The organism is Paenibacillus chondroitinus NBRC 15376, from assembly GCF_004000765.1.
In the GTDB taxonomy this organism is placed as follows: Bacteria; Bacillota; Bacilli; order Paenibacillales; family NBRC-103111; genus Paenibacillus_E; species Paenibacillus_E chondroitinus.
Window position 1 is genome coordinate 1 of the sequence record NZ_BILW01000039.1, and the last position, 25,547, is coordinate 25,547.

The 25,547-nt window shown below is 47.0% G+C and carries 22 protein-coding genes; 19 read left to right on the forward strand and 3 right to left on the reverse strand.

Translation table 11 applies throughout. The features are described from left to right. The first annotated feature begins 316 nt into the window (after nt 1–316). From PCH02S_RS28300 to PCH02S_RS28325, 6 genes are all read left to right on the forward strand, one after another. Nucleotides 317–826: an AAA family ATPase gene (locus PCH02S_RS28300; protein ID WP_127457461.1), complete on the forward strand. Its 510-nt coding sequence runs from the start codon at nt 317–319 to the stop codon at nt 824–826. A gap of 48 nt (nt 827–874) precedes the next feature. Next, nucleotides 875–1,369 (forward strand): DinB family protein, encoded by a 495-nt coding sequence (locus PCH02S_RS28305; RefSeq protein WP_127457462.1) that lies wholly within the window; start codon nt 875–877, stop codon nt 1,367–1,369. 123 nt (nt 1,370–1,492) lie between these two features. Then, nucleotides 1,493–2,617, forward strand: a complete 1,125-nt coding sequence (locus PCH02S_RS28310; RefSeq protein WP_246069287.1) for a serine hydrolase domain-containing protein — start codon at nt 1,493–1,495, stop codon at nt 2,615–2,617. 108 nt (nt 2,618–2,725) lie between these two features. Continuing rightward, a complete protein-coding gene (locus tag PCH02S_RS28315) occupies nt 2,726–3,508 on the forward strand; it encodes a phytanoyl-CoA dioxygenase family protein (RefSeq protein WP_127457463.1) in 783 nt (260 codons plus the stop codon). Between the two features lie 56 nt (nt 3,509–3,564). Further along, nucleotides 3,565–4,416, forward strand: coding sequence for a helix-turn-helix domain-containing protein (locus tag PCH02S_RS28320; protein ID WP_164819773.1), 852 nt, complete (start codon nt 3,565–3,567; stop codon nt 4,414–4,416). Between the two features lie 9 nt (nt 4,417–4,425). Then, nucleotides 4,426–5,424 carry a phosphotransferase enzyme family protein gene (locus PCH02S_RS28325; protein ID WP_127457465.1) on the forward strand — a complete coding sequence of 333 codons (999 nt, stop codon included), beginning with the start codon at nt 4,426–4,428 and terminating at the stop codon, nt 5,422–5,424. Between the two features lie 214 nt (nt 5,425–5,638). Here the strand turns inward: PCH02S_RS28325 and PCH02S_RS28330 are convergent, their stop codons facing one another. Then, a complete protein-coding gene (locus PCH02S_RS28330) occupies nt 5,639–6,619 on the reverse strand; it encodes an aldo/keto reductase (protein WP_127457466.1) in 981 nt (326 codons plus the stop codon). Nucleotides 6,620–6,837: 218 nt separating this feature from the next. On the opposite strand from PCH02S_RS28330, the gene PCH02S_RS28335 reads away from it, so the two are divergent. From PCH02S_RS28335 to PCH02S_RS28390, 12 genes are all read left to right on the forward strand, one after another. Next, nucleotides 6,838–7,257 carry an HD domain-containing protein gene (locus PCH02S_RS28335; RefSeq protein WP_127457467.1) on the forward strand — a complete coding sequence of 140 codons (420 nt, stop codon included), beginning with the start codon at nt 6,838–6,840 and terminating at the stop codon, nt 7,255–7,257. Nucleotides 7,258–7,470: 213 nt separating this feature from the next. Beyond that, entirely contained in the window at nt 7,471–9,648 is a 2,178-nt protein-coding gene (locus PCH02S_RS28340) for a helix-turn-helix domain-containing protein (RefSeq protein ID WP_127457506.1), read from the forward strand. Between the two features lie 198 nt (nt 9,649–9,846). Then, the gene (locus PCH02S_RS28345; RefSeq protein ID WP_127457468.1) at nt 9,847–10,767 is read left to right on the forward strand and encodes an ABC transporter permease; all 921 of its coding nucleotides are present in this window, start codon (nt 9,847–9,849) and stop codon (nt 10,765–10,767) included. A gap of 13 nt (nt 10,768–10,780) precedes the next feature. After that, complete coding sequence (locus PCH02S_RS28350; RefSeq protein WP_127457469.1) at nt 10,781–11,641, forward strand: carbohydrate ABC transporter permease; 861 nt, start codon at nt 10,781–10,783, stop codon at nt 11,639–11,641. An 82-nt stretch (nt 11,642–11,723) separates the two neighbouring features. Further along, nucleotides 11,724–13,289, forward strand: coding sequence for an extracellular solute-binding protein (locus PCH02S_RS28355; RefSeq protein WP_127457470.1), 1,566 nt, complete (start codon nt 11,724–11,726; stop codon nt 13,287–13,289). Nucleotides 13,290–13,352: 63 nt separating this feature from the next. Further along, nucleotides 13,353–14,408 carry an amidohydrolase family protein gene (locus PCH02S_RS28360; protein ID WP_174806833.1) on the forward strand — a complete coding sequence of 352 codons (1,056 nt, stop codon included), beginning with the start codon at nt 13,353–13,355 and terminating at the stop codon, nt 14,406–14,408. 15 nt (nt 14,409–14,423) lie between these two features. Then, complete coding sequence (locus tag PCH02S_RS28365) at nt 14,424–14,783, forward strand: Rieske (2Fe-2S) protein (protein ID WP_127457471.1); 360 nt, start codon at nt 14,424–14,426, stop codon at nt 14,781–14,783. A gap of 138 nt (nt 14,784–14,921) precedes the next feature. Further along, entirely contained in the window at nt 14,922–16,520 is a 1,599-nt protein-coding gene (locus PCH02S_RS28370; RefSeq protein ID WP_127457472.1) for a response regulator, read from the forward strand. A gap of 219 nt (nt 16,521–16,739) precedes the next feature. Continuing rightward, complete coding sequence (locus PCH02S_RS28375) at nt 16,740–17,678, forward strand: ABC transporter permease (protein ID WP_127457508.1); 939 nt, start codon at nt 16,740–16,742, stop codon at nt 17,676–17,678. Nucleotides 17,679–17,699: 21 nt separating this feature from the next. Further along, nucleotides 17,700–18,620, forward strand: a complete 921-nt coding sequence (locus PCH02S_RS28380; protein WP_127457473.1) for a carbohydrate ABC transporter permease — start codon at nt 17,700–17,702, stop codon at nt 18,618–18,620. 90 nt (nt 18,621–18,710) lie between these two features. Then, nucleotides 18,711–20,243 carry a type 2 periplasmic-binding domain-containing protein gene (locus tag PCH02S_RS28385; protein ID WP_127457474.1) on the forward strand — a complete coding sequence of 511 codons (1,533 nt, stop codon included), beginning with the start codon at nt 18,711–18,713 and terminating at the stop codon, nt 20,241–20,243. Between the two features lie 61 nt (nt 20,244–20,304). Beyond that, on the forward strand, nt 20,305–21,144 hold the full coding sequence (locus PCH02S_RS28390) for a Gfo/Idh/MocA family oxidoreductase (RefSeq protein WP_127457475.1): 840 nt from the start codon (nt 20,305–20,307) through the stop codon (nt 21,142–21,144). 410 nt (nt 21,145–21,554) lie between these two features. Here the strand turns inward: PCH02S_RS28390 and PCH02S_RS28395 are convergent, their stop codons facing one another. Then, nucleotides 21,555–22,613, reverse strand: coding sequence for a Gfo/Idh/MocA family protein (locus tag PCH02S_RS28395; RefSeq protein WP_127457476.1), 1,059 nt, complete (start codon nt 22,611–22,613; stop codon nt 21,555–21,557). A 39-nt stretch (nt 22,614–22,652) separates the two neighbouring features. After that, nucleotides 22,653–24,227 carry an FAD-dependent oxidoreductase gene (locus PCH02S_RS28400; RefSeq protein WP_127457509.1) on the reverse strand — a complete coding sequence of 525 codons (1,575 nt, stop codon included), beginning with the start codon at nt 24,225–24,227 and terminating at the stop codon, nt 22,653–22,655. Between the two features lie 220 nt (nt 24,228–24,447). On the opposite strand from PCH02S_RS28400, the gene PCH02S_RS28405 reads away from it, so the two are divergent. Then, nucleotides 24,448–25,542 carry an SGNH/GDSL hydrolase family protein gene (locus tag PCH02S_RS28405; protein WP_127457510.1) on the forward strand — a complete coding sequence of 365 codons (1,095 nt, stop codon included), beginning with the start codon at nt 24,448–24,450 and terminating at the stop codon, nt 25,540–25,542. Nucleotides 25,543–25,547 lie beyond the last annotated feature (5 nt).

The following is a 25,547-nucleotide window of genomic DNA, read 5'->3' on the forward strand; positions in this document are numbered from 1 at the left end:
AGAGTAGGAACTACAGTTCGTTATTTTGTCATTTTCTGCTGATACTCCGCTGTGGAGGACAAATAAGTGCCTGTAGTTCCGCTCAACCTTCAAAATAGCTCGTTATTCTCCAGATAGAGGATCACAGTTCCCTTAAAGCTCCCAAAAGTGGGATTCCAGTTAAGTTTCTCGAAGTGTATACAGCTCTTGTGAAAATTGGGTACGGGAGCTCGGTTTGTTTTTATGAAAGGAAATGAAAGGGTGAAGTTAGAATTCATTAGTATGCCAAACAAAAGGAGGATCCTGGGAAGATAGACGAATCAGGGTAAGAGCAAATATGTCATCCATTATCTTATTTCGCGGGAAAGCTGGAACAGGCAAAACAACGTTATCCAATGAACTTGGCAAGAGGCTCAAGACAGCTGTGCTTCATAAAGATGATATTTATGATGCTGTCGCAAAGGATGTCTTCGCACATGAGGCGAGAAATCAAATCTGTTTTGATTTTCTGTATCGGTTTCTTCAAACAGTTATTGCGACGGAAGCTGATGTCATTCTTGATTATGGGTTTAATCACTCGGATGATGTATTGAAGTTTAAGCATTGGGTCGAGGAAAGAGGAGGGAAGTTGAGGACCTTGCACTGCATATGCAGCGATGAGTCTACTTGGGCGCAGCGACTTGCTGAGAGGAGCAAAGCGCCAAAGGCCAATCAATTAATAACCGATTTAGATAAATTGAAGGAACATTATAAGCATGTTAGATTGGAATTTTTGGAGGGTGAACTTGTTTTGGACACGGTTTTGCCTATTGATTTATTAATGGATCAGGTTTTCAAGTCTCTTTGAATGAGATACTATATTCATGTAGATATAACAAATTTAGGAGGCAATGGAATGAATAAAATCGAGCTTTTGCTTCATGGTTGGGATAGCTGCTATGAGAATGAGGATTGGTATCCGCCGCTTACGGACGCACTCCAAGGTTTGACTGCCGAGCAGGCCAACTGGCGGCCGGAAGGCGAGTATGTGAATACGATCGCAGAGAATTTGAATCATTTAATATTTTATAAAGAACGATTGTTGTATAGAATGACAGGACAAGAGTCCGAGTATCCGGATATGACGAATGATGATACGTTTGTTGTGGCATCAACTTCAAACGAGACATGGGAGACAACTTTAACTCGTTTGCAAGCTGTTCACCAAGGTATTCGAGATCGGATCGCGCAGTGGGTGGAGCATGATTTTGAGCATGTGTATCCGAATCGTTCGCAATCCGTTGGGCGTTGGGTGAACAGTCTGATTATGCACGATGCTTATCACACAGGACAAATCATGTTCATCCGGAAGCTGCAGGGATCTTGGCCATCCCGTCGTTCATTTGAATAAAAAATGAGAAGTGTAAGGCTTGACGGAGATTAACTCGTCAGGCTTTTTCGCTGTTTGTAGAGGGATTTGCCGTTTTAGTTCGAATAAAGAAAATAACTGATTGTAAGGAGGTCTCGTTGAGACATGAATATGGACATGGCATTGCCCCAAGCAGCTCCAGAACAACTAGGAATAAATGGTGATAAGTTACAACTTGCTTTCCAACTGTTGGATCGTGAAGAGGAAGCCGGACAAATACCAGGTGGTGTGGCAATCGTGGGTCGAAAAGGGACCATCGTAGGAACGTATGCCGTGGGTCACTCAATTATTTCAGACGAAACGAAGCTAAAGGTAACGGAAGATACGATTTACGACTGTGCTTCTTTGACCAAAGTGATGGCGACACTTCCCTTGATTATGCAGCTGATCGATCGTGGTGAACTCCGCCTCAGGGATCACATCACCCGGTTCTTCCCTGAATTCTCAGGGAATGGGAAGGATGAGGTGACGGTGAAACATTTATTGTCACACACTTCCGGGCTGCAGGCTTTCAAGGATTTGCATTCACATGGCTGGACACCAGAGCAGATTAAGGCTGCTGTGCTCGGAGAGAGTTTGAGCCATGCTTGCGGCAGCTCTTATGCATACAGTGATTTTAACTATATCATTCTTGGCGAATTGGCTGCGAAGCTGTTTAGCATGCCGCTGGACGAAGCCGCTACCCGATATGTGTTTGAACCGCTGGGGATGCACGATACAGGTTATTGTCCGGCGAAAGAATTGCAGTTGCGCATAGCGGCAACGGAATTCATGGACGGCGCCTATCGATGGGGCGAAGTGCATGACGAGAACGCATGGGCAATGGGAGGCGTCAGCGGGCATGCCGGTGTTTTCTCGACGGCGATGGATGTTGCAAAATATGCGGCCATGTGGCTGAACCATGGAAAGCCTGCTGCAGACGGCCATGGCCATGTGCTGTCGAGTGCATCCGTCTCAGCAGCTACGCGAAGCTACACGGAAGACAAGGTAAATGCTAACCGTGGCCTTGGTTGGGTACTAAAGGGGGATGTCTGGGACGCTTCGGGGGATTTGTTTTCCTCGCTTAGCTACGGGCACACGGGGTTCACAGGGACCAGCATTTGGATGGATCCTCAAAGCAGCGTTTTCGCCGTATTATTAACCAACCGTGTGCACTTTGGACGCGAGAAGTCTGTCGTACGGCTGAGGGATTGCTTTCATAATGCCATTGCCGCATCGATTGAAGCATAAAGGTGGAAAAAGTACCAGATGAGGTGGAATCGCTTCATTGATAAGGGTTTAGCGCTGCTTGATAATGAGGATAGGAAGTAAATCTCATTGTTGGAGGAGCGAATCGCCATGAATAACGCCCACACAGGCCACCAAGTCCACCTCACATCCGAGCAGATGAAACATTATCAGGAACAAGGTTATATCATTTTTGAAAATCTTTTTTCAGGGGAAGAGATGGATCGTATTTGCGGTATCATTGACGGCTTCGATGAAGCCTCCGAGAAAGCCCTGCGCGCGAAAGGGAAGGAATTCATCAGCAGATCAGGTCAAATTAATTTTACTGCCAACCTGAATTTCCTAAGCGCGGAACTGCAGCAATTTATTGCAGATCAGCGTTTTGTTGATATTACGACAACGATCTTGGGACCAGACATTAAGCTGTACTGGGATCAATCGGTGTACAAACGTCCGGAAGCAAGCAAAGACTTCCCCTGGCATCAGGATAACGGATATGTACCGACGGAGCCGATACACTATGTCACTTGCTGGCTAGCACTTGAAGACGCTACGGTGGATAACGGTTGTATCTGGGTTCAGCCAGGTACGCATTTGGATGGTTTCGTGGAGCATGTGAAAACAGATCTCGGTTGGGTTTGTTATTTTGGAGAAGATAAGGGCATACCGGTTGAACTGAAAAAAGGCAGCTTGGTTGCTTTCCACTCCTTGCTCTTCCATCGCAGTACGCCAAACTTGAGCAAAACGCATACACGCAAAGGTTATGTGGTGCAGTACTCGGTGGACGGGTCTTTTAATCCGAATACAGGTCAATTATTCAAGAACGGACCGCTGATTGCAAAAGACGGGAAGTCTGCGTATGAAGGTTTTGTAACTAGAGAGAATTGTTCCTAATGGATCTAGTCAATGCCCGGGAAATCGGTTAAGTTGAACCTATGAGGTGAATGTCAATGTCAACGAAACCGCCCGAATGGGTAGAAGGGCCATGGTCCGTTCAGCTGCACAGTGTGAATCGATCGCCGTATGTCAAGCTTCATATGGAAAATCGCAGTTTTCCGAATTGGATCATTAGTTATGTGAAAACCGGTCATGTCACGACAGGCACAGGAGGCGAAACCCATACGGCGAAAGCGGGTGATGTGATGCTTCATCCACCTGGGCTGCCATTTTCGGAGCATGCGGATGTTGGCGGTGTTCACTTATGGATGCAGGTAAGCATTCTGTGCTCCCACCAATTCGACCTCCTGATGCTTTATCGCGTCTCACCGGTTATTACCCTGCCTGAGCCTGCCCGTTATGAGGCTGTTTTCGCCAAATTGCTTGCCGAGTGGGGGAATAGGGAGCTGTCTTTTCGTGACCTGAAAATCACAACTTCGATGCTGCAGTTAACGGAAATGATTCTGACCGGTTGGGAAAAAGCAGGGAATCCGGAGCGTTCAAGCGCGTACAGCTCATCTGGCGACCGCTTTGCCCGGTTAATTGGACAGATGTCCATGCGGTTGGAAGAGAGGCTGACCAGAGAGGAACTCGCGTCGCTCGTTTGTTTGAGTGCGAACTATATGGACAGAGCGTTTCAGCAGCAGTTTGGACTAACACCTATGCAAATGCTGCGAGATATGCGCCTTAAGCGTGCCAAACAGCTTCTAGAGATGAGCGAAGAGACGCTGGAGACCATTGCCGCACGATGCGGGTTCACAGATGCGTCCTATTTATGCAAGCAATTTAAGAAAGAGTACGGTGTGCTTCCTGGGGAATATCGCGAGTCTGTCCGATACAAACAAACCGAAAATGTATATGGTTAGGGTGAAGTCATGCAGGAGCAGCTAGATGAATTGGTTCGTCATTATTTTGAGGAAACGGATTATGAGATGGAGGCCGTTCCGTTTGGACTAACCAATTTAACAAAAATAGTGAAATTAAACGAGCGAAGATATGTCCTCCGTATCTATAACCGGCATACAAAACATGTAGAGGGTATCGAGTTTGAATCAAAAGTGACGTCATTTTTAGCGAACAAAGAGCTGTCTTTTCAAGTGCCGGAATTTCTTCCAACTTTAAGCGGGGACGATTATGTTCAATTGTCTGGCGGAAGCTTAGGCGCGCTTGTCGCTTTTCTTGAAGGCACGAATCACGTACTTGCAAATGTATATGATGCCGCTGAATTCGGGCGTGTTGTTGGTGAAATGAGTCAGGTACTCCAGCGATTCGATAGAAGTGGGCTCGATTATCAAGGCATATCATTTAGGGATTATTACAATCTTCATCCGCTTGCAGATCAAAACGCTGTTGCCGCTTTTTTTGAAAATCCATCGTTTCATATTCCAGAAGCGAGTTTGAATTTTTATAGAACCAAGATTGAATCCGTTGGAAACAGCCTTAGTGAGATACAAAAACTTCCTGTTCAGCTTGTTCATCATGATTTGTTAATCTTTAATTTGTTAGCTCAAAACAACCACATCTGCGGCGTACTGGATTTTGATTTTATCTCGATGGATACAAGCTTTATGGAGTTTGCGATTTGTTTCAATCATATTTTACAGATGTCGAATGGTTCCTTAGAGATGGCAGAAGCTTTTGTAAAAAGTTATTCCGTTTACAGAACGCACAGCTTGCAAGAGATTGAGCAACTGCGGAATTTAACTCAGGTGTATCATCTCGCAGTGCTGCACATCTACATCGGCCAGCATTATGCGGGTATCGACATCCAACATAACTTCACCTACATTATGAATCAATTCATACATAGAGATACGTGGTTAATGGTGCATGGCACAACAATTGAGCAGATGCTGATAGCTCATTTGTTGTGAAACTCATTGGAAAAAATCCGGCTGATTTTGTTCAACAACCATGCTTTTCTGGAAACTCATCCTCACTAACTGGAGAAATTCCATCTATTCCGGATTCAACTGAGGAATACCACAAATTAGTGGTAGTAAGTACCCTTGGTTAAAGATCCTGACGCATAGATTCAAAAAAAGGCTATCCCTCAGTCACAGGTGACGTTGGGACAGCCCTTCTTTTTTACCAGGCGTATGCTCGTGGAGCATCTCCGCCAGGTCCCGGGAAGATTTCATCTAACTTGCTTAATGTGGAAGCATCGAGTTGGATGTCAACCACACGTAACGTATTTTCGAATTGCTCCAACGTACGAGGTCCGATAATCGGTGCCGTCATGGCCGGATGGACGAGGGTCCAAGCCAAGGCTACATTCGCTTCGCTCTCTCCGAGTTCCTTGCATAGTGCGGAGAAGGCTTCCAGCTTGGCGCGATGTTTTTCGACACGCTCAGGGTTGCTTGCGCGCTTCGAGCCACTGACTGGATTTAATGCGTTACCGCCAAGCAGACCTCCATCGAGCGGACTCCAAGCAATAACGCCAATGCCCAGCTCTTCAGCAGCTGGAAGGACTTCCAACTCAGGCAATCTGCAGAGTAAGCTGTATTTATGCTGCTCTGACACAAGGCCAAGGAGATGACGGGATTTGGCTTCGTATTGCGCTTTCACCAAATCGCGCCCGGCGAAGTTGCTGGAGCCGACGTAACCAATTTTGCCTTGGTACACAGGAACTTGAAAAGCTTCCCAGAGCTCATCCCAAGATACATTACGATCTACGTGATGCATCTGGTACAGCTCGATATGATCGGTTTGAAGGCGGCGTAAGGAAGCATCCAAGTGACGGCGCAGCTTATAAGCGGATAACCCGCCATCACGGTTCGGTCCATCATTAGCGTCGTGCATATCACCATAGAACTTGGTGGCGAGAACGGTCTTCTCACGGCGGTTGCCGCCTTGAGCGAACCATCGGCCGATAATTTCTTCGGTGCGGCCTGAATTTTCGCCCCATCCATATATATTGGCTGTATCAAAGAAGTTGATTCCGGCATCCAAAGCAGCATCCATGATGCGAAAAGCTTCTTGTTCATCGGTATCTACACCAAAGTTCATCGTTCCCAAGCACAATTGGCTCACTTTCAAGCCTGAACGTCCCAAATAACTGTATTTCATCGTGATCTCCTCCATTAAAGGTAAGGTTGGGCAAAGCTTATTCTAATCTATCACTCCCATCTTACTAGATTCTTAGACGGGGCAGAAGTACGCACTTTTCTTTTATTTAGTAGACATTGTGATACCTACTCACTTAAAGGTAAGCGCTTATTTGTAGCCGTAATTTAGCAATAATGCTATGATGGGAAAGTTACCTATTACGGAATGAAGGTGTAGAAATGAGTACATTAACTAAAGCAATTCTACTAGCAGCCAAAGCGCACGACGGTCAAACCGACAAGGGCGGAAATCCCTACATCTTGCATCCGATTCGATTAGCAAGCAAAGCCAAAACGACGGAAGAATCCATTGTAGCCGTCTTACACGATGTCGTTGAGGATTCAAATATGACCTTATTTGATCTGAAAAATGAAGGATTTAGTTCAAACGTCATTGCAGCGCTGGATTGCCTGACGAGGAGAGCGGATGAAAGCTACGAGGGGTTTATTAAACGAATTAAACTCAACCCGCTTGCCTCGAAGGTGAAGCTTCTGGATCTGGAAGATAACTGCGATATCAACCGAATTCCGCAGCCCACAGACGCTGATTATGCAAGAATCGATAGATACAAAAAAGCGATCGCTGAGCTCAAGTTTTAGACGCGCAGAGCACTCCATTCCATTTAGGAATGCGAGTGTTTTTTTTTGTCTCATTTTGTCGTAAAAAGAAATAAAAATTCACGCTGTTATTTGTGCAATAAAATAAAGTTTCAAAATCTATTGACCCTCCAATTCTTTTTCAATAGTATAAAAACAATAGTCATTCTACGGATTGGAATGGATGACAACTTAACAGGGGAGGGGGCGATCGTGATGGCCATTTCTAAGGTGCATAAGTTCCGATTAGCCCTTTTTTGGCGGCTTTTTACCAACTATTTCATTGTGATTCTTATTCCCGTTATTGTTGCCAGTATCCTTGCACATGTGCTTGCCGTCCGCACAATTGAGAAGGATGCCGAAAAGCTGAATGATGTCGTGATCAGCCATTTTTCCAAGCAAACCGATACGGCCCTAGAGTCGCTCAAAACCAATATGATCAACATGCTCAGTTCATCGAATGTAACCGGTCTGCTAAGGGTTGTTGACGATTCACGGGAAAATCAGCAGCGATCGGATCAATTTTATGCCCTCAGAGAACAATTGATGAAGCTTCAGTCGGATAAATTGGTCTCAAAGGTATTTTTATATTTTGCCAATCATGACCTGGTGGCGGATGTCGATATTTATACGGATAAATCGTACTACTTTAACATGACTTATCCGCTTGATGAGCAGCAGAAGGCGGAATATCTCGCTCATTTTACCGGTAAAAAAATGATGGATATTATAGACTCGCGTACGCTCGGCATGTCAGCGGTTATGAGTTATCCGTTTAATACGGAAACTCCGGAGGTTTATCTGGTCGTGCATTTTGATCAGGACAAATTGAAAGAACAAATTTCAATCCCTGAGAAGTGGGTCACAGGTACGGCGATTGCTACTAGCCAAGGTGAAGTTTTGAATCAGCACAGTCTGACGGATAAAGAGGTTAAAGCGGTGCTGGAGCATACGCGTTCGAAGGTTATTGAATCTCAATTCCTCGTCACGGATGAAATTGCCATGTCACTGGTGAAATCCCGGTTCAACGATGCTTGGTATTATGTGACCATCGCCGATCTTCGTACATTGATGAAGCCCGCATATATGACAAGATTGATTAGTTGGGGATTTCTAGTCTTTTTTCTCGTGGTGGGCAGCGTGGTGTCGTATTATTTAAGCCGTCGTTTGTATCGGCCGATTCAAGAAATCTCCAATGAAAATAAAGAGCTGTCACAGCGAATGAACGGCATGTTCCCCTTGATGCAGGAGCTTTTTATCACCAAAATTTTGCAGGGGGAATATCAAGACGAGCTGTCTATCGCTTATTATGCGAAGGAAATTGATTTTACCTATGACAAGCAGGCCATGCGCACAGTGCTGTGTATTGCTTTTCACTATAACTCGGAGGTGTATGACTGGCTGTCGGAGACGACGAAGTCTTTCATGTTCGTGGAGATCAAGGAACTGATTCGCAAATCCACCCCGTCCATGGTCTGGTTATGCCAAACGAAACCGGATGTGTTAGCCTGTGTTGTCACCCATGATACGTTCCTGCATCTAGGCGCGGAAGAGGCTGCGGACATTACGAAATTGGTGCTGGAGTCGTACAGCCAATATTTCAAAGCAACGATCGGCATCGGGAAAACCGTGAACGCTGCAGAAGAGCTGCATGAATCATATGAGCAAGCCTTATCTGTCCTGCAAAATCGTGGATTAGATGCCGATGTGGAAATATGCCGCGGACCGCTTGTAGGCGAACGGACACAGTGGGAAAGCTTTTTATCGGTGCAGGAAGTGAATCGCATCTTCAATCAGCACAAAACCAAGGAATATGAGCGGTTGCTGGAGTCTGTGCGTGAGAAGCTGGAGGATGGAAAACTCAAAAAAGCAACTGCCATGCAGGTCAAATATTTAAGCACGGACGTGCTGAATACATGGATTCGTGCGGTAGAAACCGAGCACAACGATTTTAATGTGCCTTTTTTTTCCGGCTTGTACGATCGGCTGCATAATTGTATGACGTGGGATGAATTGGATCAATGTTTCTTTGACATCCATCGTGTTTTATTCCGGACGGAGGAACCCGATCAGCGCACGCAGCAGTTTTCGGAGATTCTGGATTATATTCATGAGCATTATAACGAGGAGCTTTCGATTGAATATTTTGCCGGGCTGCTCAACATGTCAAACGGGCATTTCAGCCGAACGTTTAAAGAGGCGGTGGGCGAGAAATATGTGGAATACATAGCCAAATACAGGCTTATGAAAGCGAAGCAATTTTTGCTGGAGACGGACATGAAAATCGATGACATCGCTGAGAAAGTGGGCTACTGGGGCCGTAATTCGTTTATTCGCACTTTTCGCAAATACGAAGGCATCACGCCGGCGAAATACCGCACGATGCATCATTAAAGGATAGAGACTTCATTTTTTCCGAAGTCTCTATTTTTTCTTCCAGCACCGAGAATCCGCTAATAAACTGCCGAGAAACCGCAAAAAATCGGGCTTGCAAAAAAAGAGACACGAGGTAATTATGCGATCTTTACGCAACTGCTCCGCTCTCGGTATAGTAAGGCCATCAACTTCCGAAAGGAGGAGGGGGGAGGCAGTATGCAGCAGCGTAATGGGATAGGGTACGTATTGATGAAACATAAAGCGTTATATTTGTTAATGCTGCCGGGGATTTTATACTACATCATTTTCAAGTATGTGCCTATGTACGGGGTCGTCATTGCCTTTCAGGATTATTCGATCGGCAGAGGAATTTTGGGCAGCAAATTTGTAGGATTTAAGCACTTTATTGAATTTTTTTATGTCAATCCGGATTCCTGGAAGCTGATTCGCAATACGGTCATGTTAAATGTGTATGACCTGCTGTTCCATTTTCCGGCGCCAATCATTCTCGCCATCTTGTTTCACGAGTTGAAGAACAAAATGTTTAAACGCATTGCACAAAGCATCAGCTATATGCCGCACTTTTTATCAACGGTCGTTATAGCGGGAATTCTTGTTACGTTTCTGTCGCCGCAAACCGGCATCATTAATTTCTTGCTGGTGAAAGTATTTGGCATGGAGCCAATTTTATTCCTCGGGCTGCCTGAATGGTTCAGAGCGATCTATGTCTCCTCGGAAATATGGCAAAAAATCGGGTGGGGGACGATTCTTTACTTGGCGGCGATCGCCGGGATCGATCCGACCTTGTATGAAGCGGCGAAAATGGACGGAGCGAACCGTTATCACCAGATGCGCCATATCACCTTCATTGGCATGGTTCCCGTGATGATTATTTTGTTCGTTTTGACTTTAGGACATTTTATGGAAACAGGGTTTCAGAAAATTTTGCTGTTATACAACTCCATGAACTACGAAACCTCCGATGTGATTAACACGTTCGTCTATCGGCGAGGGATCTTGGATGCAGACTTCAGCTTCGCAACTGCAGTCGGATTATTTCAGTCCGTGATTGGTCTCATTCTCGTCATCGGCGCAAACCGCATTGCCAGAAAACACTCAGAGACAAGCTTGTGGTAAAGGAGGAACACTATTGAAAATTAAACAATCAGCAGCCTCCGTCCTTTTTGACACATTAAATTACGCCGTTATGATCCTTCTTATGCTTGTGATGATTTATCCGCTTGTCTATGTGTTTAGTGCTTCGATAAGCGATAACGCTCTGGTTTCAAGCGGTGATGTTCTGCTTTTACCCAAGAAAGTAACGCTGGTCGCCTATAAGCAATTGGCAGCAAATTCAGATCTATGGATTAGCTACTGGAATACGATCCGTTACACGGTCGTTCATGTCATTCTGACGTTGATTACAACGGCAGCTATGGCCTACCCGTTAGCGAAGAAATGGCTGCCCGGCCGCAAGCTGATCTTGATGATGGCGGCATTCACGCTGCTGTTCAGCGGAGGAATGATCCCAACGTTTCTTGTTGTGCAAAAGCTCGGCATGTTGAACTCCATATGGGCCATCGTTCTGCCTTCGATGATCAGCACCTGGTATTTATTCATCATGCGGACGTTTTTTGAGGCTTTGCCGGAAGAGCTGGAAGATGCAGCAACGATTGACGGTTGTTCCTCCCTGCAGGTGCTTTTGCGAGTCGTTATGCCGCTCTCGATGCCTGTTATGGCCACAATCGGACTATTCACGGCTGTGAACCAGTGGAACGCTTTCTTTGACGCCCTTATTTATTTGAACGATCGCTCGATGTATCCCCTGCAAATAATGCTGCGCAACATCCTTGTAGCCGGTACAACGATTCAGGGCGAAGGGGATATGAGCCTGCTGCAAACCATGAAGTACGCGATCATCATGATGGCTACGCTCCCGATCCTGTGTGTGTATCCGTTCATCCAGAAATATTTCGTCCAGGGTACGATGATCGGCGGTATTAAAGGGTAAGTTCGGATTGCGACTACAGCTAGTGACAACGGTTATAAAACAGCATAAAACAGTCTTTTAAACACATTGGGGAGGTTTTTCCATGAAAAAAAGAACAGTAGCAGCAGCAGTATCCGCCGTTATGCTTTCCAGCTTGGTCGCAGGTTGTACGAGTGGGTCAAAAGATACGCCTGTATCCGGGGATGGCAAAAAAGGAGAAGAGTCCAAGAAGCCGATCACTTTTTCATGGCTGGCATATGATCGTCCAGAAGGGAAAGTACGTCAAGACTGGGAAATTTTCAAGGAAATTGAAGCGAAAACCGGCGTGAAAGTAGAGTTTCAAGTGGTCAGCCAGGAAGGCCTGAAAGAGAAGAAACAGATCATGATCGCGACCAACGCGGTTACTGATTTCATTCAGGTGGATACATTGGAAGGCAGACAGCATGGGCCGGACAAAGTGTTTCTGAATCTGAAGGATTACATGGATAAAGCGCCGAATATGAAGGCGTTTTTCGATAAATATCCGGAAGCCAAGGCTGTTGCAACTGGAGCCGACGGAGGGATTTATACCGTGCCGGTTATCGAAGGTGATGCAGAAGGAAAAGGGTTCAACTTTATCTGGTATACCCGTAAGGACATTATGGATAAATACGGCTTGAAAGCGCCGACGTCCGTGGAAGAATTTTACCAGTTCCTGAAAACGTTGAAGGAAAAACAGCCGGATACGTACCCTTTGATCAATAACGCAATTACAGGCGATACAGGGCTATTCACGACGTTCGGCAGAGCTTTCACTGGCATTCACGGTTTCTATAACGTTGATCCGGCTACGGATAAATATGCTTTTGCACCTTACCACAAGGGGTATAAGGACTCTCTGATCTTCCTCAACAAACTGTATAACGAGAAATTGCTGGATCCTGAATTCTCGATGATCACGCAAGCGCAGTGGGAGGAACGGATTCTAAAGGGCAAATCGTTGGTTACCTTCTTCTGGAAGGCTGATCTGGAGACGCTTATGGATAAAGGACGTAAAGCAGGAATTGCCGATTACACACTGGATGCGATTCCGCAGTTCGCTGCCGACGGCATTAAGAACTATCAATTCTCGCGTTCGGTTGTAGGCGCTACAGGTCGTGCGATCTCCGCCAAGGTCAAAGATAAAGACAGAGCCGTTCAATTCCTTGATTACCTGCTCAGCGAAGAAGGTTCGAATTATTTATCCTTGGGGATCGAGGGCAAAACGTATACGAAGCAAAACGGCGTGCCTGTGTACAACAAGGATTTTGGCGCATCGCCATTTACAACATTGCGGAAAGATTGGGGTGTCTGGTATGACATGATTACGCTGGACAACGCCAAATCCCGCGCAGTATGGGAAAGCGGCTTAAGTGATAAGAGCAAAGCGATTAACAAGCTCTATGAATCGGTTATTATCCCGGCACCGAAGCAGATCGTTAAAACCAGTGAAGAGTTGGAGCTGGAAAAATCGAAGCTGAACAATTTGAACAAGTATTTGGAACAAAAGCTGACGGAATTCGTGTCTGGTAAAACACCGATTAACGATAAAACTTGGCAGGAATTTATTGATCAAACGAAAAAGCTGGGCGCAGATGATCTGTTGAATATGTACAATGCCGCTTATACGCGCACATACGGCAAAAAATAATCGCACTGGTACTGTAAGGGGGCCCATTTACTCAGAATGGGCCTCCGAAATGGAGGGATAGAGATGGCCGAAAAGATGAAGGTCATTGATGTGGATGTCCACAATGAGCAAAACGATTCCGATCTGCTGCCGTATTTGGCTGAGCCTTGGCGTTCACGCGTAGCAGCTACAGGAATCGGATATTCCGGTTCAGGTTACTACTCGCCGGTAGGCGTCATGAAGAAAGACGCTATTCCGCCGGGCGGGGGCAAAGCAGGTTCTGACCCGGATCTGATGATCAAACAGCTGCTGGAAGGCTATAACGTCGAATACTGCATACTAACGGGAGTTGTGTATAACATTTCTACGACGCATGATGCGGATTATGCAGCGGTGATCTGCTCAGCGTATAACGACTTTTTGGCCGCTGAGTGGCTTGGCAAGCATAAGGCGTTTAAGGGCGCTTTGGCTGTCGCCACGCAGGATCCCTATCTCGCTGCAAGAGAGATTGACCGGATGGGAGGGCATCCCGACTTCGTCGAGGTAATGATTTCCAGTGCGGCGCGCGCGCCTCTTGGCCAACGCCAATTCCATCCGATTTATGAGGCGGCGGAACGCAATGGTCTCCCTATCGCACTCCATCCCGGAGCGGAGGGCGGCGGCGGTTCAACAGCACCTACGGCAGCTGGATACCCGTCCCGTTACATTGAGTGGCATACCTGTCTGTCTCAAATGTTCATGGCTCATCTCGTATCGATGGTATGCGAAGGGGTCTTCGAGAAATTCCCTCGTCTGAAAGTCGTATTGACCGAGGGTGGCATTGCCTGGCTGCCGCATCTGATGTGGCGGCTGGATAAGAACTATAAAGCGCTGCGCTCCACAGTCCCATGGCTCAAGAAGATGCCAAGTCAATACATTCGCGAGCATTGCTATTTGACGACGCAGCCCATCGAGGAGCCGGACAATCCGCAGCACTTGATTGATTTATTCAATATGATCGATGCAGAGAATATGATTCTCTATTCTAGCGATTATCCGCATTGGGATTTCGATTCACCGGATATGATATTGCGAAGATTAAAGCCCGAAGCCAAGCGGAAAATTTTTTATGAAAACGCCAAAAGCCTATACAACCTTTAATTGATGGAGGAGCAAATGAAGGTACATTATGTGCTTGATGTAGACGAAGTTCCCGAAGGCGGGCACGCCGTCGTCACAATCGAGGGAAAAAGTATCGGCGTCTACCGGATTAACGGTGCTTATTACGCAATCAACAACTATTGTCCGCATCAAGGTGCGCCGATGTGTGCTGGACTCGTCTCTGGAACGACGCTCCCTTCAGACGTCTACGAATATGAGTATGGTAAAAAAGGGGAGATCCTGCGCTGCCCTTGGCATGGCTGGGAATTCGATATTCGAACGGGCAAGTCGCTGTTCAGCGAGAAAATTTGGTTGAAAACGTTTGAAGTCAGCGTGCTTGACGGCAGAATCGGTGTTCAATTGCAAAGAACGTAAGTGTGGTGACAGTTAGGGATCGGAGAGGGCTGAAGCAGCCTTTTCGGTCCTTTTTTATTCAAAGCTTTTCGCAGGAAAAGCAAGTACCTGAAGCGAATGAAGTTCCATACAAATCGTATCCATGAAGGAGTTCAGCTCATGAATTTATTAATTGTGGAAGACGAAGTTCGCCTTAGAAACGCGCTGGCCAACAACATTCCGTGGGACAAACATGGGATTGAAGTCGTCGGGCAAGCAGGGAACGGGATGGAAGCGCTGCGGTTCATCGACCGCAAAAAGCCGGAAATCATTTTGCTCGACCTGCAGATGCCGGAGATGGATGGGTTAACCTTGGCGAAACAGCTTCGTCAGAGCGATCCTTTGTTGAAAATCATTGTGCTAAGTGGATATGATGATTTCGCTTATGCGCAGGAGGCGCTTTCGATAGGCGTCATGAAGTATTTGCTGAAGCCGGCTGGCGACGAGGAAATTTTGGAGACGGTACTTGAAGCGGCTGAGAAGCTGAGATCAGAACTGGAGCAGCGCCATAACGAGGATGAGCTGAAACAGAGATGGGAGCAGCATCTTCCCTATTTGGTGAACGATTTTTTGCAAGGATGGCTGAAAGGTAAATTCGAGTTGTGGGAGATTGAACAGCGAAGCAAGTATCTTCAAATGAACATGCCGAAGGGTGCGCAATTTGCAGTTGCTGTTGTCGATATGGACCCGCTGCCGGATACGGAGACTCGATTCAGCAGGAAAGATATGTCCTTGCTCCAGTTTTCACTCGGAAGCATCGTGCAGGAATATTTGCAATCTACTCCCTGTTGGGTGGTTTCGGATTATGCGGGCTATACGGTTGTCGTGTATAAGCTTTCAGGGGATGAAGCTCCAAAGGAAGCCCTGCAAAGGATAAATGTGTTGACGGAGAAGCTGCTTTTTACCGTCCTAAGCTGCCTCAGACTTACAGCGAGCGCCGGTATTAGCGGGACGATCGGCGGTTGCGAGGATCTGAACAAGCTGTACGTTCAGGCTGTCAGGGCGCTGCAGAACCGGATTATGCTGGGTCACGATCTCGCTATACCCTATCAGGAAGTACAAGGGAGAGAGCCGGAGTTCGTGCTGCAGCCGAATTTGGAGAAAGCGCTCGAGATCGCTCTTGAAACGGGAGAAGAGAATAAGGCGACGGATATGCTATCCACACTGTGGGAGGGAGGCATGGCCAAAGCGGAAAACATTGAGGAAATTCATGAGCATATTTTATACTTCGAAAGCCTTTTTGTACGTATGATTCAAAAACAGGGATGGTCCGTGCGGGAGGTCGCAGGGGAAGACTATGTCTATTTCCACAATCATCGGGAGCTGATGGTCAAAGAGCAAATTTTCATTTGGCTGCAAAGGATGATCAAAGCTTATTTAACCCATGCGAGAGAACGTCGAAAATCAACAAGCCACGATATGATCAAAACGATTTTAAGCCTCGTGGAAAATGAAATCGACCAAGAGATGACGCTGCATGCCGTAGCTGATCGACTGTATGTCAATTCCTCTTACTTAAGCCGTTTGTTCAAGCAGGAAACCGGGAAAGCGTTCTCGACCTATGTGATGGAAAGAAAAATGGAACGCGCAAAGGCTACGCTGCAAGAAGGCGTTCGCGTTTATGATGCCGCTGCGGCCGTCGGGTACCGGGATGTGAGTTATTTTACAAGAGTATTCCGTAAATATTGGGGGGTAACCCCCGGGGAAGTTCGTTCTTGAATTCCTCTTCCTTTCTGAATAGAACCTTCTCCCTTATCGGAGGAGGTTTTTTTGTTCCACTTGTGAAGCTGCGTCTCAATCGAGAAGTACTGAAAGTACCAAAACAAGTAATATTACTCTAATTCGCATTAAATCGGCGGATGATACACTAAATCTATACCTGACAGACAAGAAGGAGCGGGCAGCTTGAGAGAAACTACCGCAACGGAGGAAACCGTCATGCTTACACCAAATAACGCAAAAAAGAGCTACGTACAGCGATTGTGGATCGATATCCGGAAGGATTGGGATCTGTATCTGGCTCTCATCCCCGGCATTGCATTTCTGCTAATTTTTAAATACACGCCGATGTACGGGATTATTATTGCTTTCAAGGATTTCAATATTTTTGAAGGCATGGCCGCCAGTCCTTGGGTGGGATGGAAGCATTTCGAGAAACTGTTGTCCTCCGATAGCTTTTTGCAGGTGTTTCAGAATACATTGGCCATCTCCATCTATAAAATTGTCTTTCTTTTTCCGCTTCCAATCGTAATCGCTATCCTGCTGAATGAATTGAAAAATATGGCGTTCAAGCGAAGTGTCCAAACGGTAATTTATTTGCCGCATTTCCTATCTTGGGTTATTGTCAGCGGCTTGTTCATCGATCTGCTTTCCACCAACGGCGGTATCGTTAATAAAATGATCGTCGCTATGGGCGGCGAACCCGTTCGCTTTTTTCTGGACAGCCATATCTTCCGATCGGTTCTGGTATCATCCGCAGGCTGGAAGGAGACGGGCTGGAATACGATTATCTACTTGGCTGCTCTAGCCGGCATCGACCCAGGGCTCTATGAATCGGCGAAAATCGATGGCGCCAACAGGTGGAAACAAATCCTCCATATTACGCTTCCCGGCTTGCTGCCCATCATCTTATTGATGTTTATTCTCCGCCTAGGTTATGTTTTGGAAGCGGGGACGGAACAAGTTCTCGTTATGTACAACCCGAGCGTATACAACGTAGCTGACGTAATAGGCACCTATGTCTACCGGGTCGGTTTGGGTGAGCAGGATTACAGTTTTTCAACCGCTGTCGGCGTGTTTGAATCGGTGGTTGCCTTTATTTTAATACTTACGGGAAACCAAATGGCGCGAAAGTTTTTTGGACGCGGTATTTGGTAAACGGGAGAAAGGAGGCATGTCATGCAAATTAATCAAACAGTGAAATCACCGGTTGCAAAAGCTGCAAGCGCGATTCGCACTTCGCTAAGTGAAAAAGTGTTTACCTTACTCAATTATGTATTCTTCATCCTTTTAGGACTTTCAACGATATTTCCATTCATTAATCTGATTGCCAAATCGCTCAGCAGCGAGGCAGCCGTTGTGTCGGGCATGGTATCCCTGTATCCCATTGATTTTCAAATAGGGACCTATCGATATGTGGCCAGCAACGCGATGTTTCTGAGTGCATTCACGATTTCGATCACAGTGACGCTGATTGGATCGCTGCTTTCTTTATTTATGACAACGCTAGCCGCTTATCCGCTCTCCAAGCCGAGGCTGCGGGGCCGTAAGTTTTTTATCCTCCTCTATTTATTCACGATGCTGTTCAGTGGCGGTTTGATCCCAACCTATTTGCTCATGCACACCCTTCATTTGATCGATAAACTGCCGGTGCTCTTTCTGCCTTATATGATAAACGTGTATAACATGCTAATTATTAAAAATTATTTTGAGGGCCTGCCCGACAGCCTGGAAGAATCCGCGAAAATTGACGGTGCCAGCAATATGACGATTCTTTGGCGCATTATTTTGCCGCTATCGCTGCCTGTGCTTGCGACCATCGGTTTGTTTTATGCGGTTACTTACTGGAACGATTATTTTACTTCCTTGATTTATATCAATTCAGCCGATATGAAGCCACTCCAGCTTTATTTAAAAGAACTTTTCGTTTCTTCCACGGATGCGTTTCTGCGCACAAATGTGGATGCCTCGCTGAATGTATCACCGCAATCGATTCAAGCAGCATCGATCATTCTGGCTACGCTTCCCATCGTTATCGTTTATCCATTTTTACAGAAATATTTTGTCAAAGGCGTGTTGGTTGGTTCAGTTAAAGGTTAATTGTTGCAAGGCCGGCTGGAACTACTCGAAGGGTGGTGGTGGGCAAGTCGAGGGCAATGTTTGAGATACGAATAAAAGGGAGGCATATGCATGTTGAAAAAATGTTTAGCTGTATTGTCGATCACAACTTTGGCGGCGTCTTTGGCCGCATGTGGAAGTGGAGGAGGGGCCTCGTCCGGTACGGCGGAACCATCTTCATCCGGGGCTCCTGCCACAACCGCAAGTGCGAATGCACCCAAGCCGGAATTCAAGGCGCTTCTGCAATACGCGCGATTTGATCCGAACGCGGAAGTTGTGGCGAAGTTTCTGAATGAGAAAACAGGCTACAAAGTCACGTATGACATGCTGCCGGTTGAAAATCCAGACGATAAACTGAATCTGCTTATGGCAAATAAAGAACAATATGCCTTCATGCTGCTAACGGGTCCTCAATACTCGAAACTGGCTTCTTCAGGCGCCTTGGAACCCATTGACGAGCTGGTTAACAAATACGGGACCAATATGAAAAACGTGATCTCGCAAAATTCCTGGAACGGGGCAAAGCTAAACGGTAAAATTTACGGGATCCCGCAAACGGGTTCAGGAACTGTCGTTAACTCTGCGCTAATCATACGTCAGGATTGGATGGATGAGCTGGGACTGAAGCCACCAACCACGCGTGATGAACTGTACAATGTGATGAAAACGATTAAAGAAAAGAAAAATGTCATGGCTATGTCAGGCGGTAAAAGCCCGCTGCTTCCTGAAGTACTACCGACCTTCGGGCTAACCATGATACAATCAACCTTAACGACGGGTTGGCAGGATATAAATGGAAAGCTCGTCAATACCGTCGAGAATCCGAATATGAAAAAATATTTGGAGTTCATGAAAAAGCTTTACTCCGAGAAATTGATCGACCAAGAATGGTCGCTTAACCAAGCGAATAAAGTCATCGAAAACTTTACAAGCGGTAAAACAGCCATCATTTCCAATGGTTATTTCAATGCTCCGACTGTTCAAAATGCCCTGCTCAAAAACACGCCGAACGCCAAAATTGCCAGCCTGCCTTATCTCAAGGGGGACGACGGCAAAGTTCAAGTCATGGCGAGTGCGGGAATCAGCTTTTACGTAGGAATTCCGAAGTGGGCGGAGAAGAAAGAAGAGATCATCAAGTATCTGGATTTGAAGCTGGACAAAGATATTCATAAAGAAGCATCGATTGGTAAAGAAGGCGTTCATCATAAAGTGGAAAACGGAAATTATTACCCGATTCTTCCGATTTTTAATGATCAATACAACAACGCTTCTTCGTTCCTGACAGGTGTTGATGAGAAAAATTATCCGATCTATTGGCAAGCACGCGTGCGCAAAGATCCTATTTTGACGGATGCGTTTAATAAAAATCAAGAAGCTGCAAAAGGGAATATGGTCGTTGACCCCCTTGCCTTCGCACCACCGCTTGAGGCTATCGGCAAAAACAGCCAGAAGCTGCAAAAGCTGATGGAAGACACCTTCCTGAAGTACATCACAGGTGCTGAACCGCTTGAAAACTATGATAAGTTTTTGGCTCAGTGGAAAGCCGACGGCGGCGACGATATGACGAAAGCGGCCAATGAATGGTACGCAGCGAACAAGAAGTAAGAAGCGGCATCCCCTGTGGTTTTTCCACGGGGGTTTTATGACTGGAGGGAGTGATCAGAGGATGAAAAAAATCGGATTTATTGATTATTATTTGGATGAATGGCATGCAGAGAAATATCCGGAGTGGATAGAAACCGCATCCCAAGGCAGAATGAAAGTCACTTATGCCTACGGGAAGACAAATCTCGAAGGTAAACTGAGCAACTCAGCTTGGTGTGAGAAAAAAGGCATTCAGCTGCTCGATTCCATTGAATCCGTCGTCGAGCAAAGTGATTATTTGATCGTTTTGTCGCCGGATCACGTTGAGTTCCATGAAGAGCTTTCGCAGCTTCCTCTCCGATCAGGCAAGCCGACCTACGTCGACAAAACCTTTGCGCCGGACCGGGCTGCCGCCATTCGGATGTTTGAGCTCGCAGAGCAGCATGGGACGCCGATGTATTCGACCTCGGCGTTGCGGTTTGCTGCGGAGTATACCGAGCTCAAGATGGAGGGAATCGAGTCCATTTGCGCTTTGGGTCCCGGGAGCTTCGAAACGTATGCGATTCACCAGGTTGAGCCAATCGTTGCGCTCATGGGAACGGATGTGAAACGTGTGATGTGGACGGGGACGCCGAACGCACCGTCTCTTGTCATTGGGTTCGCAGATGGACGCCAGGCCACTATCAACCATTATGGCCCTAACTGTCCGTTCAGCATGGCCTTGCGTTCCGAGCAGGGGGAGTCGCAATTTCTGAAAATTGATTCCAATTTTTTCGGGGCCTTTATTGCGAATCTTGTTCGTTTTTTTGACACGGGGGTTCCTGCCGTTCCCCGGGAGGAAACGATTGCTATTGCTGCTATTTTGGAGTATGGCAAAAAGGCTGCGTCCGCACCGTTTCAGTGGGTGGATTTGCCGTCGTGAGCGGACTTGCGTGGGCTGATTAGTGGAAAGACGGTGAAAGACTCGTCTAGTGGGAACTACAGGTCGTTATTTCTGTGATCATGCACATTTTCCACAGGTAGGAGGAACTACGATCCGCTATTTCTGCGGTTTCACTGAAAAAACATGCCGTGGAGCCGAGATAAGACCCTGTAGTTCCGCTCCGAAAAGAAAAAGCTCTTTTTCCTCGAAATAGAGGTCTCCAGTTTCCTTAATGAACGCCTAGTGGGTTGTCACGTCAAAAAAAGCATCCATCTCCCTCCCGGATTGGAGGAAACGGATGCTTTTTCACGTTTATTTCAACCTTTATTCAAGCTCTCCGGATGGGATTTCATCCAATTCTCTCTCTAATGCCAATGCCAGGTTGACCTTCTCATCGCTAGTTCCGTTGCTTAGAAGCTTATCTCTTTTCCTAATCTGCTGGATTCATAGATGCCGCAAAGAATTTTCATCATCTCAACGCCGTCCTGCACAGGGGAAAGAGTTTCCTTTTTCCCTTGGCACACTTCGACGAAGTAATTGATTTCTTGTTGGAAACCGGCCACAAAATCGAAGGAAAGATTATTGATCTGCGGTGTGAGGTTTAAAATCGTATCGTATTTCTCAGTCACGATGGACAGCTCAGGCTCCAATTCTGCGCCGCCTTTATCGCCGTAAAGCTTGACCGTAAGCTCGTCTTCCTTGGCATGCAGAGTGAAGCTGACATCAACAAGAATGGAAGCCCCATTTTCAAAGCGAATCAGCGCATTTGCCATATCCTCTACGGTATTGTGGGTAGCGTCGTAATCGGCCGCTTTATAAAAAGCAAGGTTCTTCACATTGGCACGATTGCCAAGCTTGTTATACGTGTTGCCGGAAACGGTTTTGACCTTCGGCCGCCCCATCAGATACCAGCAAAGATCAATCACGTGAACGCCGACATCAATCAGCGGCCCACCGCCTGAACGTTCCACGTCAGAGAACCAACCGCCGGGGTTGCCCAGACGGCGTATACAGGAAGCTTTGGCATAATAAATCTCACCTAGTTCGCCATGATCCAGAAAAGATTTGACGATGCCGGTATTCGAGGCATATCTGCGGACAAAGCCCACCTGCAGCGTTTTGCCGGAGCGATGAACCGCTTTTTCAACAGCCAACGCTTCATCCACCGTTTTGCAGAGCGGCTTCTCCGTGAGCACATGTTTGCCTGCCTCAAGCGCAGCGATGGAAATAGGGGCATGGCTGTTGTTCCACGTGCAGATGCTTACCGCATCAATAGCCGAGTCTGCAAGAAGCTCTTTATAATCCGTGAACACACGGTTAATGCCATATTTCTCAGCCTTCGCTTTTGCGCGCTCCTCATTCAAATCACAGATCGCGTACAGCTCTACATCCGGATTGCCCTGATAAGATCTTAAATGCATTTCAGAAATGGAGCCAGCTCCGATTACGGCTACTTGTAATTTGCTCATCGTAAAAAAGCACCTCATCATTGGATGTATTTGGTAAGGCTAAACAGCATGCATAGTCGGCCACTCCAGCTCAATTCCGAAGCTGACCAACATGCGTTGAAATTCCCGAAGCTCGGATTCTTGGTTTCGAATGTCTCGGGGTTTCAACTTGCGATCGATACAACGACTAGCTAAAAAACCTGCGGCTTCCCCGATATTCCATTCGACGGGATGGAGGCGATAGCAGCCGTTTGTGATATGGGTAACGCCAAGATTTTTGCAGGCGGGCAACAGATTATTCATCCGAATAGGGATCAGACTGCCAAGTGGAATCTGGAACGGAAGGGAGGAAATATCGATGTAATGCCGATTGCCTGTACTTGGATGCAGGTCGATGCGATAGCAGCCAATCCCGACGGAGTCGTGGAACTGCTCTGCCTTGCCATCAGCGCGGCAATCCGTACTTACATGCTGTTCCACCACAGTAAACTCGGCTTTAATCCGGCGGGATTCCCGTATATAGGGATACATGGCTAGCCCGTCGTTCGTGCCGACCACGTCTTTGCGCAGCCGCAGCCCCGGGTAGCCTGTGCCGCCGTCTGGCCGCGGAGCCTCCGTTTGCAGCCAGTAGAGAAGGGAGAGACTGAGCTGCTTGGCATCCCACAGGTGCCGCTGTCGTTCGCTTTCGCTCACATCAATGACGGAGCCCAGCCAGTAATCGTTTTGCGGCCAGTTCACCAGCGTGATGCTCCCGGGGTAAGTGCCTTCCTCAAACTGTGTTGCGTCGATGATTCGGCGATAGTAGAAAAGGGAGTAACGTTCAGTGCCTTCAAATAGTTCGTAGTCGACAGCTTCAAGCGTATGTGGACGGACGCCGGTCCAACTGAGCAAACGATCCGGCCAGAAATCGGCTTTGTACGAACGCCAAAAGTCATAACGCTCAGGGCGCTCAATCGTATGATCTTCGCCTTCGATATAATCCATGGCAAAACAGTAGGTAAAGCCCTGCATATCCTGGGGAAGCGCATCGCCTTTAACCGCATGGGGCTCGCCCGTTTGGCTGAACGATTCCGCTCCTGTCACATACTCCGCTCCGGCAAGCGGCAGAACATCCCCACATTCTGTAGCATCCAGAAAGTAAGCAGCTTTTAGTTCAATAAGTTCATCTGTTTGCAAATGCTTCATCCTTACGGATTGAATGTCATCCCCGTCAACGGAAACAGCCTGTACTTGGTAACGGTAAAGGATCTGCAATCTTCCGCTGTGAACATAAGGAGCTAACATCGCCAGCAGGACGGCTAGTGCCGCTCGCGGTTCGTGGCACAGCCGGGAAACGCCGCCGTTCCCCGGGTTCAGATGAATGCGGGATCGTGCCTCTTCGGTAAGCGGGAAATGGCGTCGATAATAGTCCCGCACTTCATTTCGAAACTCGCGGTAAGTACGCGTACAGCCAAACTGTTCAATCCATCGATGCTCATCGGGAGGGACGGCTTGGCTTGTCAATTGCCCCCCAATCCAATCGGTTTCTTCGGTTAAAATTACCGATTTCCCGGATTTGGCTGCGGCTAGCGCAGCGGCGCACCCCCCGGTACCGCCACCGATAATGACAATATCGGCGGTGTATGATTTATTGATCTTGTCTGTCAACGAAGATCCCTCCTTTTCTCTTGTTTGCGCAGCAGTTGCACGAGCTATTCTTATTGTATTACAGCAGGAAAATAGCCACAGCAGAGGACTATGACTTCTTTTGGTACTTTAATAACCTTTGAAGTAAAGAAAAAAAGGATTCAACGTCCGTGTGCCGAAAATTTTTACAGAAGTACTTATTAGTGAACGAAAAGAGGTCGTTATCCGGATGAGCGATAAAAAAACCGTTAACGCTGTACAACTTGATGCGAATATGCAGATTGAGACTAGTGATAATAGTCTTCAATGGCACTCTCCGATGGAGAAACCTTTTCAAGTAGCGGGCTTCGGCTGGTTGGAAGAAGAGAGGCGGTATCGTCGGCTTCCAGCAGAACCAGCATGGGAGCTGCCGCTAGCGGTTGATTTGCTGGCCAACTGCACGACTGGCGGCCAAATTCGCTTTACAACAGACGCAGTCTCATTTTCCGTCAAGGTACGCCTGACCGGTGCTGCGGATATGTATCATATGCCGGCTACCGGGCAATGCGGATTTGATTGCTATATCGGCGGTCCTGGCGAGCAAATCTATTACGGAACGACAACATACAATCATCAACTGACAGAATATGAAAGCGTACTATTTACAGATATGAGCAGGGAACAAAGGGTTATTACACTGAATTTTCCATTATACCAAGGGGTGGATGAGGTGCTAATCGGTTTGAACCCGGAAGCACAAATCACGGAGCCTCCGGCGTATGACCATAATCATAAAATCATTGTGTATGGAACCTCAATCACACAAGGCGGCTGTGCCTCCCGCCCGGGGATGTCTTATACGAACATTTTATCGCGCCGTTTTAATATGGAATTCCTCAATCTGGGGTTTTCTGGAAACGGGAAAGGCGAACCTGAGTTGGCCCATCTCTTGGCTGAAATCCAAGATCCGGCTTGTCTGATTTTGGACTACGAGGCTAACTGCGTATCCACGGAGCTGCTGCAGGAAACACTGCCAAATTTCATTTCGATCTATCGAGAGACGCACCCTTTAACACCCATCTTGGTGATATCCCGGATTACGCATGCGAAAGAGTATTTTGATGTTCAGATGGCGAAGGATCGGGCGGACCGCAAACAGATTTCCATACAGGCCGTAGAGGAGCGGCGAGAGAGAAATGACGCCAACATTTATTTCTGCGACGGTTCTTTGCTTTTAGGAGAGAACGCGCAAGAATGTACAGTAGATGGTTCTCATCCGACTGATCTTGGCTTTCTAAAGATGGCCGACGGGTTGACGCCGATTCTAAGGCGGATTTTAGGATAACGTTT